The following is a 19,921-nucleotide window of genomic DNA, read 5'->3' as shown; positions in this document are numbered from 1 at the left end:
CATAAACATTATGGCAGGGGGACTAGGTTCCAAGCATTGGCTACATTATCCCCTGTGATATCGCCAGGTTTTTGGTCTTTTATCCATGTATATAAAGGCTTATTTTTATAAGCCCATTGGTAAGACCCATCTTTGCGCGTAATAATACTAAACGGGGCGCTGGCTATATCCTCTTTTTGGGCAGCTAGTGGTGGCCATTTAATGGCACATTCGTCATTACATGATGATAGTCCATCACTGTCTTTAGTGAAGGTGTAAAGTGTCATTTTCGCTTTATTCGTTAAAAGCTTTCTTTTTTCTGTTGTATAAACATCGACTGGAACATTATCTGCGCGAGCAATTGACCAAATATTCTTGACCCCAGCGCCTGTTATATCTCCTGGCTTTTGATCTTTACTCCATAAATAGAGTGGCTGGTGGTTGATTGCCCATTGTATTTTCCCATCTTTACGTTGAATTTTGGTTAGTCCAGAAAGTTTGGTAGTTTCATCTGTCACCAATAATGGAGGCCATAATTTTTCACAATCATCATAACAAACAGAGTGATCCGGCTTATCATTATCAAAATAATAGAGAGTCATACCTTGGTTATTGGTGTAAACATTTCCGAGGGAGGTTTCTTTGATTGAAATATCTGACGCCATAGCAGTACAGGCAAACAAGCTTAGCAAAGTAGCAATACATGTTTTCATCGTTATTTCCTTGTGGTATTTGAATGTCACTAATAGAGACGACAAGGAAATGGATTTAGATGCAGAAAGAAAAATTTTTTTTACGCTCGCATTGAAAGAGATAAAGGTATTATAAAAAACCCGATAACATTTATCATGAAATCGGATTTTTATTGAGTCATAGAATTGTTATTTATTGAGGATTGTGAGAGCTTCTTGCTTTAATTCTTCAGCAATATTTCTCACAAAAGTCAGTTGATTCATTGCATCGGTCATCTCTTTTTCTAACCGTGCATCCAATCCTTCTGTTGGCATTGGCGTTTCACTTGCGCCACGATATGGGATCCATGGGTTATCCCCTTCATCATCAAAGCGAAAAGCAGGTGCGTAATAGTCAACTTCTTCTTCTAAGCCAAAGGATATGACTTGTGGTTTTTCATCACCTAAGCAAATTAGTTGTTTGACTAATTCTTTGAAAGGTACTTCGCCTTCACCTGAAAGGCTCGCTTTGTGACCAAATCCTTTTCCTTCAGGAAGGCGAACGGCATCTTTCATATGGACCTGAGTGATATTGCCTTTCATTTTATCAAAAGCTTCTAACGGTAGTTCATTAGCATTGAACATATTGCCGAAATCAAACAGCAATGAAAAATTAGGAAAATCAGCGTCTTCGACTAATTGATTAAGTTCATGGCTTTTTAGATCTTCATGTTGCTCGATAACAAACTTCAGGCCCGTGTGCTCATAAGTTTCTTTGATATACTGGATATCAGCTTTGACTTTTTTAAGTACATCTTGCAGATGACCTTCGTAGCGAGGGTAAAAGCGAATAGAGCTAGCACGTGTTTTTAGTGCAATGTGTACGGCTTCATCAATTGCATTGGCGGCAGAAGAACTCGTTTCAATTTTTAAATCGAGGTTATATTCCTTTGCTTTTTGTCCAAAAGCCTCTAATTGTGCATCACTCATGGTTTTTAGGGCTTTAGTTTCACCATCTTCAACATGAATCTTAGCGCCTGTTAAATGATGCTTTTTCGCTATTTCTAATAAGTCATCGGGTAAAATACGCTCTTTTCTCATGTTTAAATGGAAGGCATAAGCGTGGAGGTACAGTGGCATTGAATCAATACGATCAATAATTTTTTGTGCTTCGATGTTATTCATTTTTTCACCTGTAATGTCAATTCTATTCATTTTCTGTTGCTACATTGATTTCGCGTTGTTTTATACGTTTAGTTAAAATTTTAGCGGTCACGAAACCTAACAAGCTAAACATGATCATCATGCCAAAAACAAAGTTATAGCCAGTTATACCAGGGTAGTTATCTAGGAAAGAGCCATAAATCGCGTAAGCAAACATCGCAGGCATATAACCAAGAATACAAGCAAATGCCATTGCAGAACCTGCATACTCACGTTTAGTTCCAATTTCTTCCATCGGGGCGAAGAAAATAGCTCTCTGGCTAAAAATAATAGCTCCGAAGCCTAATGTTGCCGCCATACCGAGATAAACATTCATATTTTCATGAGGTAACATCATGAATAAACTCATTGCGACGGCAGATAATAAGCAGGTGAACTGTAAGAACTTAGTAGGTGATTTAAATACTTTGTCCGATAAGAAACCACCAATAGGGCCTCCTACCATTTTTAGAGCATATTGGTTGATGATCCCGTAGGCACCCACTAATGCAATGGGTAACGCATAGATATCTTTCAAGAATGGGATGAAGTAAGTTAATCCACAATATGATGCATAGATAAAGAAAATAGTCATCGATGCAAGCCATAAGTTAGGACATTTAATGACGCTTTTTATCCCTTCAATAACTTGTTTATTTGCCTCTGATGAATTGTCTGCAACTTTTTTGTCATCATCGCTAACGATGAAATAAGTGATAACCCCAATAACCACGGTCACAATGGTGTAAAACATTAACCCAGCTTGCATACCTTCTTTGCCTTCACCGAACAGGACAAAGACATACAATGCACCGGAAGCAATAATTACGTCTACAATACCGCGTCCAGCCTCAAGGAAACCAAATAGGCGGCCTTGTTCTTTTTTATCACCGAGTAAGCGTACGGCTTTAAGTAGTACTGGCCAATAAATAACATCTGCAAACAATGCCATGACGGCAAAGGATATGAGATAACCGGTAAATGGCGGAAGAGTGGATAAGTATGCACCACAAAGCCCAACCCCAATTAACCCTACGGGTAGAAGGATTTTTTTCGAGAATCTATCTGCAATATATAGTGATGAGAATAGACCAATGGTTTGAACAATAGTGTAAACCGTAAAACCAAAGCCAATTTGGGCATTTGTTAGTCCCCAATCTTGCTGCATAGGAACGTAAAAAACATCTTTCATACTGGATAATTTAAAAATAGTACCAGCACCAAGAATGAGAAAACTGAGTCTTATCCACTTATTCATAAATCCGCCTTAATTATTATATTTAGCGTTTATTGCTTCAAAACGATCGCTTCAACTTCTATCAATACGTCTTTTGGAAGGCGAGAAACTTCTACACAGGAACGAGCGGGGTAGATACCTTCAGAGAAATAGGATTGATAGACACCATTAAAGGTAACGAAATTATTCATATCACTGATGAAGCAGGTGGTTTTGACCACGTCATCCATAGAATATCCCGCGGCTTCAACAACGGCTTTTAGGTTTTTCATGACTTGATTTGTTTGTGTGGTGATGTCGGCACCAACGACAGAGCCATCTTCATGATGGAAAGGGCAGCAGCCCGAGATATAAACGCTATTGCCAACTTTTCGGGCTTGGGAATAAGGGCCGATGGCTTTAGGGGCATTTTCAGTTGAAATAATCATTATTGGTTCCTTTGGTTGTTATCTTGACGCTGATGATTAAATCACAATCATATTTTCCCTTCCGTGATTATTATCAATTTTTTGACTAAGTATAAAAAAATTATACTAAGGTGTGTTTTTATGGATTAAGTATTGAAAAATTTACTCTAATTTATTAAAGTTATGGGAATTTAATCAGTGGGTTGTTGAGTATGGATATGAATATTAATTATGTTTTTACTGAGCAAGATCGAAAATTATTGCAGTCATACACCCCTATGATTGAGTGTCTCGGTGAGTTTTTGGGGCCATATTGCGAAGTTGTTTTGCATAGTTTTGAAGATTTACACAGTTCCGTGATCCACATTGCTAATGGCCATCTAACAGGGAGAACACTTGGAGCTCCTGCAACGAATATTGCGCTAGAGAAATTAGCTGGCTTTAAAAAGAATCATTCATCTTGGGAAGTGTATTTTAATACTAAAAGTATTCGCCCATTTCGCTCGTCTTCAACCTTAATTGTGAATTTAGATAACCAGCCGATTGGTATGGTTTGTATGAATTGGGCATTAGATATGCCAATGAATGCGATGGTTGATTTGATGGGCGGGGGGAACAATTCTAAAAATGAAAACTTTTCGCAAGATGTTAATAAATTAATTATGGATCATCTTGAACCCATTAAAAATACGATCTATTTAAATAAAAACATTCCAAGTAAAAATAAAAACTTTGAAATCATTAAAGAACTCCATGACTGTGGTATGTTTGAATTTTCTGCTGCGCATAAAATTGTGTCTGTCGAATTAGGGATTAGCTCAGCGACAATATATAAGCATCTTAGAAAAATAAATTCGTAATATAGATAATAAGAATAGCCCGGAAATCTACATTTTCCGGGTTTATCTTTTATTTTTAATAACATGAATATTTACTTTGTTTTTTATATTTTTCTATTAATACATTCCTCCCATTGGCTAAGGTTATGATATGAGTAAATTGGCTATGATTTGTTGATAATTCTTTATTTTTATTTGCAATTTTAATGATAAAGTCATGTATTTTATATATGGAACCATCAGTTTCATTTTTTAATAAACTAAACATATTGATAAAAATTGCATTGTCACTATTTATTTTGTTCTCATTATGATTGTGTATTAGCTCTATTTTTTTTGAGTCTGGCGAACTGTAAATAAAGTAAAGGTTTTTTTTCTTCAAATCATTTCCAAAAGCGTAATTGTCGTATTCTAATAATTCTTTTTTTATATGGTTTTGTGGTTTATTCGTTTGTGTTTTTTTAAAACTGCCTGTTTTTCTATCTAACTCTTCAAACTTCTTTTTTAATGAAGCTACACAGTCAGTGTTAATGGGCTTTTCTTTTATATTATAGATAAATGGTTTCTTATTATTAATAAAATTATTGTTTTTATTTGTCTCTATAAGTGATTTTAATTCATTTACTTTCATTTTAAATTATCTCCATTTTATTTCTTATTTTTAGTTTATTGGAGTGGAGTTATTATCGATATCAAAAAAAGAGACTAAAACTGGCCTTTTAATAAACTTTCCAAATCACTAAATATAGATTGCCATTCATTATCATCAATTTCCATGAATCCCATATAGCGCAGCATAAAAGCGCCTTCAGTGGCTAGAAAAACAATTCTGGCCTGTTTACCTTTTTCTGTTGAGGTATCTAACTTAGCAAGCCGTTCACGGTACCAAGTACGCGTACTTTCCAGATATTCAGGGGTTTGTAATAAGGATGCCATTAAAGAAGCGCCTTTTGCCATCGAGACTTTGTCGTGCTGGTGGGTCGCTTGCATATGCGCAAAAATTTTCCCTTCGGGGGAGTTATCTTGCTCAATTGTTTGATTGAAAATTTCATCATAGGACTGGCCCCAACGCTCAAACATTGCATCGATTAAGGCATCTTTATTGCCAAAACAGTACTGAACACCGCCTTTGGAAATCCCCATTGCTTTGGCGACTGCATCGATTGTGAGTGCTGTAGCACCTTGCTGTAGAACAATGTCTTCAGCGGCATCAAGTAATTTTTCTCTATCGATTGTTCGTTGACGTCCCATTTAGAAAAACCCCTTTTCAATACGCGCGTATGGATTTATATTGTAGCACGATCAGCACAGAAATCATGATCAAATAAACTCATTGAGAGAATTTTATGTTAACCGATTATAAGCGCTGGATAGTGCTTCTATTAGTTTCAAGTGTACTATTTCTTATCGTTATTGATGTCACTGTACTGTATACCGCTTTACCTAAATTAACCCATGACTTAGGCGCTACGTCATCTGAAAAACTGTGGATAATGAATGCTTACCCACTGGTGGTCGCTGGTTTATTACCTGCGGCAGGGATGCTAAGTGATAAAGTCGGTCACAAGCAAATGTTTTTGTTGGGGTTGCCTCTGTTTGGGATGGCTTCATTGTGTGCTGCATTTTCACCAACAGCAACAAGTTTGATTTTGTCTCGCGGCTTTTTGGCTGTAGGTGCCGCAGTAAGTATGCCTGCCACTCTTGCGATTGTAAGACATGTTTTTTTAGACCCGAAAGAAAGAGCTCTCGCTATTGGAATATGGTCGGCAGTTGCGTCAGGTGGGGCGGCAATTGGCCCATTGATTGGCGGTGTTTTACTTAATCATTTCTGGTGGGGCTCTGTTTTTCTCATTAATGTGCCGGTTGTTTTATTGGTTATTCCGTTTGCGTGTTATTTGATCCCTAAATGCGGTGGTAACAGTGATAAAAAAATTGATATTTTAGGTTCTATTTTAGTCTTAATTGGTCTAATTGGCGTTATTTATGCGTTGAAGGAGCTTGGTAAACCTTATACAGACTGGCCAGCAGTATTGGTTTCAGGCGTGATTGGGGTTTTATTTTTGGTGGTATTTAGAAATCGACAAATTAAATCTACATCACCCATGATTGATTTCACGCTATTAAAGCACCCTAAATTCAATGCAGGGCTGATGATGGCGGTTTTATCCATTGTAGTTATTGTTGGTGTCGAGTTATTACTAAGTCAACGTCTACAGCTGGTTTTGGGTTATACCCCGTTTGAGGCAGCGTTATATATCATTCCAATTCCATTGGCTTCGGTGGTAGCTGCACCATTGGCTGGTATGTGTCTTCATAAATTTGGTGAAGTAAAACTCACTGTTTTCGGGTTTACTTGTACATTAATGGGTGTCGTTGGTTTAACGATGGTGTACCAAACCTCGGTAGGTGTTCTGTTACTTTCATTCCTCTTTTTGATAGGTTTTGGTCTTGGTGCAATATTCACGACGGCATCAACGACAGTGATGTTAAATGCCCCTGATGAAAAAGCGGGCATGGCAGCGTCAATTGAAGAAATTGCTTATGAAATTGGCAGTGTTTTAGGCGTAACGTTTATGGGGGGACTAATGAGTGCTATCTATACGTTAAAACTATCACTGCCCGAAGGTATAACTGTCAGTGATAAAGTTTATGACAGTATTGATGAGGCCTTATTAGTTTCTGAATCACTGCCAGCTAATAATGCATCTGCGTTGATAAATCAGGCCAATATTGCTTTTGATCATGCATTCTTAGGGGTGATGATGGCAACTATTTTTGTTCTGCTGATCAGTATTATTGTTCTGCCTTATTTTTTACGTTCGCAAAAGGGAGCTTAGGCTCCCTTTTACACTTTATTTTATTTTTCGGATTAATATAGTTGCGAGTAATGGGCTAATCGCAAATAGAGTGAATAACCAGATTGACGCTTGTTGTGCTCCCGCGATCCCCCCGGGGGTAATTAACCCACTGTTATTGACGACAACTCCCACTAAGGCGGCAGATAGTGCGGTTGCATACAATTGAATAGTAATAATGGATGATGATGCGAGGTTTTCCTCTCCCTCTGGCGCATTTTTAAAAACTCGCAATACGAGATGAGGCCAACACACTCCGATCCCTAGTCCCACCCCAGCCATGGCGATGAGATAAATAACGAATAGTGGCCATGACTCAATAAGCTGTTGATTATGCGTTAAAACAGCAAGAACAATTAAAGACATCAATATGATGACCGGCCCTATTCGAATAATTCGGATAACAATCGCCCCCGTTTTATTGGCACTAAAGAGCGCCCCGATGGTCCAACCTGCAGCCATTATTGCCGTTAAATAACCCGCAGTGAGAGGAGAAAACTGATGGATGGTTTGTAAGAAATATGGGACATAAATTTCTGTTGTCATGCCTCCAACTAACAAACACATGGTTAAAAATATGACGCCAAGTGGGCTTTTGAGTGAATAGGACCCAGTTGGTAATAAACGTCTGTCATTTTTGCCATCAAGTAAGGCAATAGTCAGCAGTATGGCTAGGCCAATTAACAAACCAATAAGGTTTATAAATAAACTTTCAGACAAACTTCCAATTGAAATAGCAAGAACGGATATCACTAACAAAGAAATCGCTAAGAATGGAACTTTGCTGGTTTTTGGTGCTTGAGTTTGCTTTTTAGGAAGTTGATTGATGACAATGAGTGCGAGAAAAACAGCGACAGGCAGTAAAGCCCAAAATGCCCAACGCCAGTGGCCACTTTCTGCAAAAATCCCCCCAATTGCAGGGCCACAGAGTGTTGCTATTCCCCACATACCCGAAACAACGCCCATGGCTCGGGACCATAAGTTTTCAGTAAAAACAATGCGAATTAATGCATAGCTAAGAGCAAATAGAATACCGCCACCCAGCCCTTGCAATGCTCTGCCACCGAGTAATACCAGCATTGATGGGGATGCCGCACACCAAATAGACCCCAAAGAGAAGAGAATAAGTGCGAATAAATAGGAATATTTAGGCCCAAAACGGTCTAATACCTTGCTGGAAAGCGCTGAACCGACAATGGATGTTGCTACAAATAAAGTGGTATTCCATGCGTAATATTCGAGACCACCAATATCGTTAACGACACTAGGCAATATGGTTGTTACGATATAAATATTGATAGCATGTAGTGCAACACCTCCAGTTAGGGCAATAGTGAGTAATGCATTAGTGCCACTGAGTAAATCAGCCCATTTGGCTTGAGGTATGGTTGATGTTTCATTGCTCATAAGAGAGACCCGCTAGACGGAATAGTGGAAAAAGAGGTATTATCCAAGTAATAGCTTGGATAATAGAGTCGCATAATGATTAATGCAAGTAATTACTTTGATAATTTAAATTTGACACAGGCCGTGGATAAGGTTCTTTTTTGTATCAAAACTAAAGGGCCAATTTCTACCGCTGTGATCGCAAATGATTTAAATATGACCGGAGAAGCGGCAAGGCAGCACATCCAAAAACTGACGTCATTAGGGTTAGTTGAGGGGGCGCAGTACTTATCGCAAACAGGAGCAGGACGACCTCGACAAAATTGGGTGCTAACGGAGTTGGGGCATCAACGTTTTCCGGATACACACGCGCAGCTTGCTCTTCAATTGATTGATTCCGTTCGTACTATTTTTGGCGATGAAGGCCTAGAAAAGCTGATTAACCAAAGGGAAATGGAAAGCCGAGAAAAATATTTAACCCGTTGTAAAAATTTACCATTAGTTGAGCGGCTTGAAGCATTGGCTGAAGTGCGTAGCGAAGAAGGGTATATGGCGAAGGTTGAGCAAGATGGTGACAGTTGGTTGTTTATCGAAAACCATTGTCCAATTTGTGCAGCAGCCACTGCTTGCCAAAACTTTTGTCGTTCAGAATTGACGTTGTTCAGTGAGATTGTGGGTGATAATGGTAGCATTGAACGCGAACAGTACTTATTAAATGGAGCTGGGCGCTGTGTGTATCGTGTGAAGGTTAAAAGCTAAATACCGAGATACCTTGGTATTTAGCTTAATAATAGTATTATCTCTCAATTATTAGTGTTTCAGTTGACTCAATATGTGGCGCCAGCTCTTCGCTGTTAAGCCATAACGGTTTCTTACCAAATTGCTGATATAAAGCGAGTTGGTCTTGGTAGTGAGGCGAAGGTTTTCCTTGCGGGGAGATAAAGCCACTTTGCCCTGGAGCTACAACGTCCCATGCACTCACCCCTTCTTCGGTAAACACGATTAAGTCGTTTTCAGTTCCCCTATTATGGTATTCATTTTGATGGAAATTTTCTTGAGGTAAGGCTTGTGGTATACCAAAAAAATTATTTTCACGGAAGGTTAATGCCGTGGCTGGTGTTTGCCAATTAGCCGGGTCATCACCGTATTTTTCTATCATTTTTTGGTAAGTGGTATTCAAAGCCTTTCTAATAACATCATTCTGCGGTTGTCCTGAAAATAAATCGATAGACTGAGGTATGGGGGATTTATCTTCTAAGAGAGATTCATACAGTAATTTTGCACCTGTACTGATATTTAATGACCCTGTTGGGCCTTCTTGCGTCGTCTCATAACCACTCGCTAGGTACCATTTATCAAATGGAGCAGGGACGGTTTGGCCTAGGGTGGCTTTAAGCATTTCTTTTAACCAGATATCGAGGATAGCAGACCCTGGGTGAATATAATGTTTTCTATCACTTGATAACTGGTTTATGCCATCCCATTGCTGGAGCATGGACACTAATTTGACGCTACTGTCATTTGATGGCAAACCTTGTGTCGCTTGAGTTAGAAATGGTGTAAATAAGCGATGATTAAGGTCGACACGGCTAGTTTGCTGTAAAATCGCCCACATATCATCAGCCGTTAACTTATCATAGGCTTCAATGCGGTTATCGATTTCTGTCACCCTATCTGCACTGCCCCATAAGAAGGCAAATAAGTCGCTAGCGGGGTAATTTTTAGCTGGGGAGTTATTCCAGTTGGCGATATAACCTGATTTGGGGTTATACACTTTTGGGTTATTAGCAAAAGGTTGTATACCTTTCCAGTCCCATTCTCCCGTGCCTGATACTGGTAAACGAGGATCATGGTTTATTTGGCGATCGGGGTAGTGTCCGGTATGGACATAGCCAATGTTTCCATCTTTATCTGCATAATACCAATTGATCGTCAGTGCTTGATTTTGTGCTTGGTCTAGCCATTGCTGCCAGTTTTGCGCTTGCCCTTGCTTTACCCAAGCCATTAAGGATGTAAGCTCCTTGCCATCCCATGCGCGAGCTTTGCTGTAGGCGGTGTGAGTTGTCTTATCTCGTTTAACCACATTACCGTGCACAGTACGGTATATTTCAAAAGTAATGGGTTGTTCACCTTTTACATTCAATGTCTCTTGGCGAGAAAGCATTTTTTTCCACTGCCCTTGGTGGAAGTAGCTATTCGGGTCTTCAGGTGAAACTTGTTCTGCAAATATATCAACACCGTCACCAAACCCAGCGGTAGAACCCCAAGATATATGTCCATTATGGCCGAATAAAATCGCGGGATAAGCAAACGGTGTATTTCCGACAATATTAAACCCTGCCCCATGTAAGCCGATACCGTATGTATAGGCTGGGTTAAACCAACCAAACTGTGGGCCATTAAGTAAAATGGCTTTTGCGCCAGAAGCTTTTGTTTTTCCAACAAGCCAAACATTGCTGGTGGTTGGATAGCCAGCTAGCCCATTCGCACCACTTTGTTCATATTGCTTAGCGATTAACGCATTATTTTCTTGAGAAGAAAGCGCAATGACTTTTCCAGTTGTATCTTTGGCTGTGCGTTCAAACATGGGAGCAGTAAGTCGGTAATCACTAATTTGATTCAATTGAGATATATTTTTTGTTTTTTGTGAATCTGAATAGGTGAACTCTTCTGATGATATTGTTGTTGGCGCATTGGGATTATTAAGCCAATTAATTTGGTTAAAGAACTCTACTCCCAATTGTTCACCATACTTATCTTTAAGCGCAGTGAGTAATGCTAGATTATCAATTTCACTATTCATATCGGAAAAGCGGTTTGCCATTGTACCGACCATAATCATAGCAACATCAAAACTCGTCCATTGGGATGGCAAAAAATCATAGTCAATGAACTGTTTTGGCATTAAGTCATCTGGTTTAGTATTGATTTGTTTAATCCATGCATTCATACCATCTGCATACCCTCTTAAAATATCTTGTTCTTGGGAGGGTAACTGAGTGATTTGTTTATGGATAGAATCAGGCCAATAGTTGTTTCTGATTTCTTTATCAAAAGAAATATAATCCTTACCTAATACTTCAGAAACAGTACCTTGGGTACTGCGTTTGGCCATTTCCATTTGGAATAATCGGTCCTGTGCCACAGCATAGCCGTACCCATAGAACAGGCTATAAGTATCATTGGCATAAATATGAGGGACGCCATAATTATCTCGTTCAATTTTAATTTGAGTTGATTGAGAAAATGATGACAGTGATAAGGAGCTTAAACTTAGAACAATAGCGATTGAGATGAGGTGTTTTTTCATTTATTGAGTCCCATGTTGTTATTATTTTTCGAGACTATCATTATTGCAATGTTAATAAATAGTTAATTTGTGGTTAACTGTTAATATATGAACCACGATCACATAAAAAGATACATAAATTTAAATAAAGCATAAAAAGTGAGTCATAATTGTGATGGTGCTAATTTAAGGTGAGCGATTATTGGTTTTTTGATGGTAACGATGACTCAGCCATGCATAGATAGCCCCAGCAATAGCCCCCGCTATATGAGATTCCGTTGAAATGTATAAGTGAGTCGGTAACAAGCCACTCGCCATTGTGCCAAAATAGAACAGCACTAATAATGCGATAGCGATATCAACCCAGTTTCGACGGAAGAAGCCTTGAGCAATTAACAACCCCCATAAACCAAAAACCCACCCGCTTGCGCCGATGTGAACTGCATTCCTACCAATGAGCCAAACTGCTAATCCACCCGCAATAATGATAAACAGTGATGCCAATATGTAAGCTTTGATGGTGCGATGAAGCAATAATGCGCTTAAGATGATAAATGGGGGCAAATTGCTGAGTAGATGCTCCCAGCTTCCATGAATAAATGGAGCGAAGAAGATACCGAGTAAGCCCCATTCTGTACGTGGAACTAGCCCAAACTGGGTTAGTCCGCCAGCAGTTAAGCTATTAACCGATTGAACAATAATAAAAATTGCAACAATTGAGGTTAATAACTTAACGCGAGGATACCCTGATAAATAGCTCATTAGTGGTTGCCTAGTGCTTGAATACTTTCAACAAGTGACGCTAGCTGGCCAACAACCCGATCACCAATATCTGCATTATCTCCACCTAACGATTTGTTACGCATAAAGTCTTTCTTGATTTGTTGCCACCGTGCAGAATCTTTTTCTGTTAATGTACCACGCAGTTCAGCCAGTTTGAGTAAGTTCTCTTCTGCACCTGTTGTGAGAAGCTGTGCTTCACCCAAGTAGTGGTCATCGAGTAATCTTTCAAGTTCATCATTATTCATCACTGAAGAGATTTTTTCGCTGAGTTTATTCATATTACGGTAACTACCTTGCAAGCGAAATGCAGGCTCTGTCCGGTATTTATCGGATTGCGCTGCGCTAGCGATATAGTGTTGATTCACTTTCAATACAACATCCCGTAACTTAATTAACTTGCTGATTACCGAAGTGATTTCATTAATTTCAGCATCAGAGTATGGGTAACTTAAGGTATTGGTAGAGACGGATTTGCCCATCGCTTTATCGACAAATAAGTACAGGTCGTTTAGATCTCGTAATGCAAGAGGGGCTAATACTGGGTTTGATGTCAGGCTGTTTTCGATATAGCTCAAAGCAAATGCTTCATCCATACCACCAAGCACTTCACCAAGGTTATAAATATCCGCACGGTTTGCTAGCATATCTGGAATGCGGAATACTTCCCCAGATTCGGTGTATGGATTCCCTGCCATAACGACACAGAATTTTTTACCCCGCATGTCATATGTTTTGGTTTTGCCTTTCCAAACTCCTTCAATACGCCGTGTCCCATCACATAAGGAAATAAATTTTTGCAAAAACTCAGGGTGTGTGTGCTGAATATCATCAACGTATAGCATCACATTATTACCCATTTCTAAAGCTAGATTGAGTTTTTCTAGTTCCTGTCTTGCGGTTGCGTTGGGTGCTTGTTCAGGATCAAGAGAAAGTACATCATGGCCAAGAGCTGGGCCGTTGACCTTCATAAAAATTAGCCCTAAACGGTCAGCGGCATATTCCATTAATGTGGTTTTACCGTACCCGGGCGGTGAAATCATTAATAGCAGCCCCATGAGGTCAGTGCGTTTACCTTCCCCTAAAGCCCCAATTTGTTTTGCCATATTATCGCCAATGATAGGCAAATAGACGTCGTTTATCAGTTTGTTACGTACAAAAGAGCTGAGTGGCTTTGCTTTATATTCATGCAGTTTTAAACGACTACGTTCTTCAGTCACAATCTGTTGGCGCAGCGCTTGGTACTGACGAAATTCGGGAATGAATCGCTTCCTTTGACCACGCATACGACTGAAGTAGTTATCTAAACTCAGTGCTAGAGTTTGGTTTTCAATGGTCGGGTGTTCCCCGAGCAACCCACTAACCTTAAAGTAAAGATCAGCTTCACTAAAACGAGCAGAAGCGACTTTATCTAAGATAATAATGGCAATAGCACCCGGTATGTATGGAACAAGGTCAGCAAACTCAGGGGTTGAGCACAGCCCTTGTAGCCAGTTTTGAACTAATGACCAGCGCTGAGCGTAGCGAGTGCCTAAATTTTGTTGTGAGCGATTAAAATCACCCCACATATGAGCGTCTTCTAAGCGGCTCTGGAGCGCTAAAACTAACTCCCTGGCGTACTTGCTATAGACGAGCTCTATTGGGGTTCTTGCTAATACAAAACTAAGATATTCAGCGGCTTGGGTTTGCTCATAGGCTTGGCATTGAATGGGGTTATCGTGTAAAAATAAGCTAATCCCCGCTTCGATTTCAGCTTGTAGGTCAATCAGTGCATTGTCATTATGGAATAATTGGTGAATATTCATAGCTGTTCTTGCACGTTCAGGCCATAAAGCGGGGAAATCGTCGTTTTGAACTTGCTCCCAATAAATAGCTGCGATAGCACGGGCTGTTGGGCTATACCGTAATAAATCTGCACTTTCACCGAGTGGCAGTAGTTTTTTCAGTAAAGCGACTGCATCGTGGTCATGAATACCTTTCTCATAGCCTTCTTTATAACGTGGGCTCGCAAAATCACGGACAATTTTTTCAAGTTTTTCTGTTGATGTTAATGCGTTTTTTAGAATGTCAAAATCTAGCCCATCTTGGCGTTTTGTTGCGGCATAGATAACTGAATAAGCGAGGTATTCGGCACGGTAAACCGTATCAGACTCAGATTCTAATGAAGCGCTCCAATAAGGTTTGAGCTGTGATAATTGTTCATTTTCTATGGGTTCTTGGAAGTCTGTTCCTGTGAGATAAACCCAGAGTTGTTCATTTTTGGGTAAAATAGTAAGGTCAAGCTCTTGGGTGTTTACGCTGAACCGGTGACGCCCGAGCTTAATGACATTTCCACCATCTTCAAAAATATCTGTTTTATCACGCAAAACTCGAATGGCTTGGTCCCGAGAGGATTTCAAACGTGCGTCAATGTCATCAGCTTTAACGTTATCGTTAATTTCCCTTAATTTTTCAATTATTTCACGTGTTTTAAGCGCTAGAGGGTCTGAGGCAAAGAAGGCATTGAGTTCATCTTGAGACTGTAAACGAGCTGTTCGTCGTTGCAGGCTGTCTAGTAGACGATCAGCCGCAGTAACTAAATTTTGTGCGCGGCGCTGGCGGTCATCAATAAGAACTTGTTTATGTGATTCAAATGTTTCGAGTAATTCTTCCCGCTTAGCCAAGATATCATCAAGAAATTCATCATGATTGCTAAATTGGCTTTCGAGTTCTTCTAACTGAACAAGTAATCTTGATAGCTGATCATCACAACGCTCAGGATCAGTGGCAAGAGACAGGGCATTGGTAATGCCTTGGCTGAACAGCCGGAATTGTGCGCCAAATTGAGCAACAGTTTCCACGCTGCTTTGCGATTTTCGTTTTTGTTGTAAACGAGCTCGAGATTGGTTTAGCTGAGCATAGATTTGCGAAATAGCATCAATAATGTGAGTTTGTTGTGTGACATCGTTGAAACTCAGTGAAGCCATTAAGTTTGATAGCATATCTAAATCAGTAGACATTTTTTCCATATCTTTCATTGGAATGTCTAGCTGAGCACTGTTTTGGGCTTTTTCTATTTGTTCTTCGAAAACAGTTAATTGTGTTTTAAAGGGCTGTAATGCTTTATCGCTAGCGAGAAAGACAGCGGTCTCTTGTGAGACATACTGTTGATTTTTCTCTATTTCACTTTCCATTTCGCTAAGCTTTTCTAAATCCATATAGCGAAATTCACGTAGTGAAATCAAGTGCCCGCGCTGAGCACTTAGGGCATTTAAGCCATCAACAAATTGTTGAATATCAGCCCAACTTTCAGGTAACGTCAGTGAAAGTAGTGACTTTTGGCGGCTGATGGCCTCATTCATTGATTTGGCAGATTGCTGTCGTATGCTTTCGACCTTTTCATATTCATCAAGAACGAGCTCACTTGTTTGGGTGATTTCTTTGAGCAATTTGCCAATACCAAGGCATTGTTCATCACCAAACCAGTAATAAATATCCAGTAAATTCTTCGCTTGTTGGCTGAGTAGCTCGTAGCGAGCGATGGAAATTTGGCTGCCTTCTATTTCTTTGGAAATATTCAATATTTCAGAAATGCCCCGAACTAAATCTGCATTGCCTATACGCCCTAAAAAACCGCTACGAGTTGGCTGTTGGTCGGCAAATTCTTCTGAGTAAAATGGGGTCTGCCAAACTTGCATAGGGTGAACGCGAGTCGCTTCTTCCCCTTCACCTTCAAATAACACCATTTTTCCATCTTCAAGCATGGCATAGCCATGGCCAATAAGTGGAACCGAAAGTGTGCGTTCAATTAAATTATAATTGAATAGGGCAATGCGTCCTTGATTTGGTGAATAGAAAACATATAGGACATCCTCTCCATTTGGAGAACGACGCAAACGGCGAAAACGCATTCCATCCATAGATTGCTCAAACGTTTTATAGTCACCATTTTGTAAGTAGTAGCCGCCAGGGAAAATAATACCGTGGTCTTCTGGTAGCTGGACACATGCTTGCCCAATAGCATCAATACGTTGTACGGATTGAGAGAGTGTGTTGTAAACCAAGTAACGCCAAGTTTCTTCCCGATAAGGTAAAACTTTTAAGAGAATTAGGCTGCCAGTTTGTGCATATTCAATTTGTGCGTCATCTAAAGATTGGTTTTTATCAAGAACTGCTTCTCGGTAAATCCCTAAACCATCTTCAGTATTATTTTCACATTTGATGGTTAAATCACCACCAATAGTTTCTATGAATACAGTGTCAAGAACATTGATGTGAGGGTATCGGCCGTTAACGGTGTCTTCCCGCGTGGTTTTTTGCCATTCAAAATCATAAGCAGGTGGGAGGGCAATATCGCGTTCACCCCGGTTATCAATATACTCAATTTTGCGTTTGTCGCTGGAGATTGACCAGCGGAAAACTCGCACATCCGTGATGCGATCGCCAATTTGAAAGCTAGCGAGAAGTTTGCCGTCCCGTTCAACAAGTTGCAGTAACTGTGTGTTCTTATAATAGGTATAGAGTTCAGTAAAGTCTTGAACAAAGCGATTATCATTTAAGAAAGTTTCTTCATAAGGGACGGCTTCAACATCAAACTCATCGTTGTTTTCAATTAACCGATATAGTGAAAATACATCTTCGAGGTGTGTTTCTTTTTTTAGGCCGAGGAATACGTTATAGCCAAATAAAAGCCATTCACCGACGCGGACAATATCCCTTGCTTGGCAATTATTTTCAGTACGAATGCGAATACGACCAATAATATCCATTTGGCTTTGACCAAATTCATCCAACCGCATTTCATTAAGTTGTGCGGCTTTTTGATGCAGTTGTTGCCCTTGGTCTGTCAGGCGTTTACGTAATATTTCATAAGCACCGCCTTCTGCAACAGCGCTATCGAGTATTTCTTGTTCGCGATCCGTATCCTGAATATCTGACATTGCGCAGCGAATTCCCTTAACTAAGACAATAAAAATGGAAAACAAATAATGGAAAATAATAGGGGGCAGGTTCACTACCCCAATGTGCTAAAGGTTTACAGCTGGTCATCCGTTGGTGGAATCGGTTTTGACAAGACTGTTTTGGCTGGCTGGTTAGTGCCTTTAGTTGCCATAAAACCGTTTATAAGGTCTTGAACTTCTGGGTTTTTCAGTAATGCTGCAATATCAATTTTCTTGTCTTCTTTGCTTCGATTAATGAGCTTTTCGACATTTTCTTTTGCAAAACTGCTTTTATCCATAAAGCCATCAACCGCTTTACCGAGGCTTAGTGCTTTAGAGAAGGTATTGAAGAAGCTGCCGTCGCCGCCCACAATTTCAATATTGGTTTTGCTAAGTGCTGCAGCCAGTACATCAGCTTGCTCGCGGGCAATTTCTTTATTTGCGTCGATAGAGGCCATGGATTGTTCGAACTCTTTCTCAAGGCGCATACGGAACTCTTCATGTGAACGTGCGGTATCGCTGAGGTGATCCATTGATTTAAATTTGTCGGTTAAACCATCGGCTTCAGCTTTCAAGCGTTGGCGGATAACTTCGGCTTGCGCTGAACCTAATTGTCCTTCCCCTCGAGCTTGTGCTGCCAGTTTTTCTTCCAGTACTTTCGCGTCAGCTAAGCCTAGTTTTTCTTTAGCATTTGCTTGTTGTTCTTCACCACGAGCTTGGGCTGCTAATTTCTCTTCAAGGATTTTTGCTTCAGCAAACCCTTGTTGTTGCTCTGCTTTAGCTTTAGCTTCCATAACCTGAGCTTCCGTTAAGCCTTTTTCTTTCAGCCCTCGAGCTTCTGCTAACAGTTTCTCAGCCGTAATATTGGCAAGAACAAGACCTTCTTTTTCTTCTGCCTCTGCAGTTGCTTGACGAACTCGAGCTTCTGCTAAACCTAATGCCGCGTGTTCGGCCTCAACCCCTTCAGCTAAGCGTTTTTTGGCTTCAGCTTGCTTTGCAGATGCTTCGAGTTCTGCTTGTGCCATGGTGCTTATTTCTTCTGCACGGTGTTTAGCACTGGCTTCATCAGCTTCGGCTTTTTTCACTTGGCGAACGAGTGACTCTTCTGCTTCTGCCTGTGCATTAATCACGGTGACTTGGCGCATGCGTTCAGCTTCAGAGACTTCACGAACTTCTTTGATGCGCTCTTCTTCTTGTGCCACGGTTTTTTCAACGGCTACACGCTCACGTATAACATTGGAGATATTTTTGCGTTCTTCTTCGAGTGCTTTTTCTTTTTCTATACGTTGTAACTCAACTTCTCTTTCTCGGGCAACAATCTCAAGTTCACGTGCGCGGCTCACTCGTTCTTCTTCGATAGCTACAGCTCGAGTACGGTTTTGTTGTGCGACTTCAACTTCTCGCATGAGATTCTCTTCGCGGATTTCAATTTCTTGCTGGGTTTGAATACGTGCTTGCTCTGCTTTAAGGCGCTCTTCCTCTTGAACACGTAAGGTTTCAGCTTGTTCACGGGCGCGAATATTATCAATTTCACGCTTTTGGCGTGCTTCGGCATCGGCTTGTTGGCGCTCTAAAGCCAAACTTGCTTCGCGAGTTTCAACATTTTTCTTTTGAATTGCGAGCTCTTGGTCACGCTCTTTTTGGTTGGTTTCAATATTGTGGATCGCGGTGATTTCAGTAATTTTACGAATACCTTCGGAGTCAAAGATATTGTTTGGATCTAAGGCTGATTTTGGTGTTTGTTCTAGGTAATCAATCGCCACATCTTCAAGTGCGTAGCCGTTAAGGTCTTTTCCTATCACATCAACAATGCGGTCACGAAAGTCTTGTCGGTTTTCAAATAAAGTGGCTAAATCCAGTTGCTTACCCACTGTTTTTAACGCTTCAGAGAATTTAGCGCTAAATAACGTACTGACTGCTTGATGGTCTGATGCACGGTCAACACCGATAGCTTTAGCCACTTTCAGTACATCTTCTGTCGTTTCATTTACGCGCAAATAGAACGCAACAGTGATATCAGCACGTAAGTTATCATGACAAATCAGCCCGTCTTTGCCTCGGCGGTCAACTTCCAAGGTCAGCAATGAAATGCGCATGAATTCTTTTTTATAGATGACAGGGTAAACTAATGCCCCAGTAAAATGTACTTTAGGCTGTGACGACATGTCATTGACAATCAAAGCAGTACCTTGTGGAACTTTGATATAGAAGGCTTTGAATAATCCAAAGAAGCCTAGAATAACTAGGATGATCCCCCCGATAATGGTTAAAAAGGGCATTAGTGCAGCCAAATCCATATTAATTCTCCATTGGTTCTGACGATGACGTCATTTCGATTATGCAAGCAAGATATTTA

General features: G+C 40.2%; 14 protein-coding genes. 3 read left to right on the top strand and 11 right to left on the bottom strand.

From position 1 onward, the window contains the following. Nucleotides 1-8 precede the first annotated feature (8 nt). From M0M83_RS00135 to M0M83_RS00120, 4 genes are all read right to left on the bottom strand, one after another. The gene (locus tag M0M83_RS00135) at nt 9-692 is read right to left on the bottom strand and encodes a hypothetical protein (protein ID WP_248467305.1); all 684 of its coding nucleotides are present in this window, start codon (nt 690-692) and stop codon (nt 9-11) included. A gap of 168 nt (nt 693-860) precedes the next feature. Further along, entirely contained in the window at nt 861-1,835 is a 975-nt protein-coding gene (locus M0M83_RS00130) for a sugar phosphate isomerase/epimerase family protein (RefSeq protein ID WP_248467304.1), read from the bottom strand. A gap of 22 nt (nt 1,836-1,857) precedes the next feature. Continuing rightward, nucleotides 1,858-3,111: an MFS transporter gene (locus M0M83_RS00125; RefSeq protein WP_248467303.1), complete on the bottom strand. Its 1,254-nt coding sequence runs from the start codon at nt 3,109-3,111 to the stop codon at nt 1,858-1,860. Between the two features lie 29 nt (nt 3,112-3,140). Beyond that, nucleotides 3,141-3,518 (bottom strand): RidA family protein, encoded by a 378-nt coding sequence (locus M0M83_RS00120; protein ID WP_166267208.1) that lies wholly within the window; start codon nt 3,516-3,518, stop codon nt 3,141-3,143. 191 nt (nt 3,519-3,709) lie between these two features. On the opposite strand from M0M83_RS00120, the gene M0M83_RS00115 reads away from it, so the two are divergent. Beyond that, on the top strand, nt 3,710-4,357 hold the full coding sequence (locus M0M83_RS00115) for a helix-turn-helix transcriptional regulator (RefSeq protein ID WP_166267206.1): 648 nt from the start codon (nt 3,710-3,712) through the stop codon (nt 4,355-4,357). A 55-nt stretch (nt 4,358-4,412) separates the two neighbouring features. Here M0M83_RS00115 and M0M83_RS00110 read toward each other — a convergent pair whose 3' ends face one another. Beyond that, nucleotides 4,413-4,967, bottom strand: coding sequence for a hypothetical protein (locus M0M83_RS00110; protein ID WP_213913838.1), 555 nt, complete (start codon nt 4,965-4,967; stop codon nt 4,413-4,415). A 74-nt stretch (nt 4,968-5,041) separates the two neighbouring features. Further along, nucleotides 5,042-5,587: a TetR/AcrR family transcriptional regulator gene (locus M0M83_RS00105; RefSeq protein WP_213913837.1), complete on the bottom strand. Its 546-nt coding sequence runs from the start codon at nt 5,585-5,587 to the stop codon at nt 5,042-5,044. 95 nt (nt 5,588-5,682) lie between these two features. Here M0M83_RS00105 and M0M83_RS00100 point away from each other — a divergent pair, with 95 nt between their 5' ends. Continuing rightward, complete coding sequence (locus tag M0M83_RS00100) at nt 5,683-7,173, top strand: MFS transporter (RefSeq protein WP_125893811.1); 1,491 nt, start codon at nt 5,683-5,685, stop codon at nt 7,171-7,173. Between the two features lie 15 nt (nt 7,174-7,188). Here the strand turns inward: M0M83_RS00100 and M0M83_RS00095 are convergent, their stop codons facing one another. Continuing rightward, on the bottom strand, nt 7,189-8,598 hold the full coding sequence (locus M0M83_RS00095; protein WP_248467302.1) for an MFS transporter: 1,410 nt from the start codon (nt 8,596-8,598) through the stop codon (nt 7,189-7,191). A gap of 75 nt (nt 8,599-8,673) precedes the next feature. Between M0M83_RS00095 and M0M83_RS00090 the strand changes: the two genes are divergently transcribed. Further along, on the top strand, nt 8,674-9,336 hold the full coding sequence (locus M0M83_RS00090; RefSeq protein WP_248467301.1) for a helix-turn-helix transcriptional regulator: 663 nt from the start codon (nt 8,674-8,676) through the stop codon (nt 9,334-9,336). A 37-nt stretch (nt 9,337-9,373) separates the two neighbouring features. On the opposite strand, the gene M0M83_RS00085 is transcribed toward M0M83_RS00090, so the two are convergent. The 4 genes from M0M83_RS00085 to M0M83_RS00070 all read right to left on the bottom strand — a co-directional run bounded on the left by M0M83_RS00085 (nt 9,374) and on the right by M0M83_RS00070 (nt 19,862). Further along, nucleotides 9,374-11,887: a penicillin G acylase gene (locus tag M0M83_RS00085; RefSeq protein WP_213913835.1), complete on the bottom strand. Its 2,514-nt coding sequence runs from the start codon at nt 11,885-11,887 to the stop codon at nt 9,374-9,376. 165 nt (nt 11,888-12,052) lie between these two features. Beyond that, nucleotides 12,053-12,628 (bottom strand): rhomboid family intramembrane serine protease, encoded by a 576-nt coding sequence (locus M0M83_RS00080; protein ID WP_213913833.1) that lies wholly within the window; start codon nt 12,626-12,628, stop codon nt 12,053-12,055. Further along, a complete protein-coding gene (locus M0M83_RS00075) occupies nt 12,628-17,565 on the bottom strand; it encodes a DNA repair ATPase (RefSeq protein ID WP_248467300.1) in 4,938 nt (1,645 codons plus the stop codon). Before M0M83_RS00075 ends, M0M83_RS00080 begins: the two co-directional genes overlap by 1 nt. 95 nt (nt 17,566-17,660) lie before the next feature. Beyond that, nucleotides 17,661-19,862 carry a flotillin family protein gene (locus tag M0M83_RS00070; RefSeq protein ID WP_248467299.1) on the bottom strand — a complete coding sequence of 734 codons (2,202 nt, stop codon included), beginning with the start codon at nt 19,860-19,862 and terminating at the stop codon, nt 17,661-17,663. Nucleotides 19,863-19,921: the final 59 nt, after the last annotated feature.

Source organism: Providencia rettgeri, assembly GCF_023205015.1.
GTDB lineage: Bacteria > Pseudomonadota > Gammaproteobacteria > Enterobacterales > Enterobacteriaceae > Providencia > Providencia rettgeri_E.
Note: the sequence above shows the minus strand (reverse complement) of the source record. Positions and strands in the feature narration are given on the sequence as shown.

Coding starts and splice junctions, on each gene's coding strand:
- M0M83_RS00130 (WP_248467304.1), bottom strand. CDS start 1,835: ATGAATAACATCGAAGCACAAAAAATTATTGATCGTATTGATTCAATG.
- M0M83_RS00080 (WP_213913833.1), bottom strand. CDS start 12,628: ATGAGCTATTTATCAGGGTATCCTCGCGTTAAGTTATTAACCTCAATT.
- M0M83_RS00095 (WP_248467302.1), bottom strand. CDS start 8,598: ATGAGCAATGAAACATCAACCATACCTCAAGCCAAATGGGCTGATTTA.
- M0M83_RS00110 (WP_213913838.1), bottom strand. CDS start 4,967: ATGAAAGTAAATGAATTAAAATCACTTATAGAGACAAATAAAAACAAT.
- M0M83_RS00085 (WP_213913835.1), bottom strand. CDS start 11,887: ATGAAAAAACACCTCATCTCAATCGCTATTGTTCTAAGTTTAAGCTCC.
- M0M83_RS00070 (WP_248467299.1), bottom strand. CDS start 19,862: ATGGATTTGGCTGCACTAATGCCCTTTTTAACCATTATCGGGGGGATC.
- M0M83_RS00135 (WP_248467305.1), bottom strand. CDS start 692: ATGAAAACATGTATTGCTACTTTGCTAAGCTTGTTTGCCTGTACTGCT.
- M0M83_RS00120 (WP_166267208.1), bottom strand. CDS start 3,518: ATGATTATTTCAACTGAAAATGCCCCTAAAGCCATCGGCCCTTATTCC.
- M0M83_RS00090 (WP_248467301.1), top strand. CDS start 8,674: ATGATTAATGCAAGTAATTACTTTGATAATTTAAATTTGACACAGGCC.
- M0M83_RS00105 (WP_213913837.1), bottom strand. CDS start 5,587: ATGGGACGTCAACGAACAATCGATAGAGAAAAATTACTTGATGCCGCT.
- M0M83_RS00125 (WP_248467303.1), bottom strand. CDS start 3,111: ATGAATAAGTGGATAAGACTCAGTTTTCTCATTCTTGGTGCTGGTACT.
- M0M83_RS00115 (WP_166267206.1), top strand. CDS start 3,710: ATGGATATGAATATTAATTATGTTTTTACTGAGCAAGATCGAAAATTA.
- M0M83_RS00100 (WP_125893811.1), top strand. CDS start 5,683: ATGTTAACCGATTATAAGCGCTGGATAGTGCTTCTATTAGTTTCAAGT.
- M0M83_RS00075 (WP_248467300.1), bottom strand. CDS start 17,565: ATGTCAGATATTCAGGATACGGATCGCGAACAAGAAATACTCGATAGC.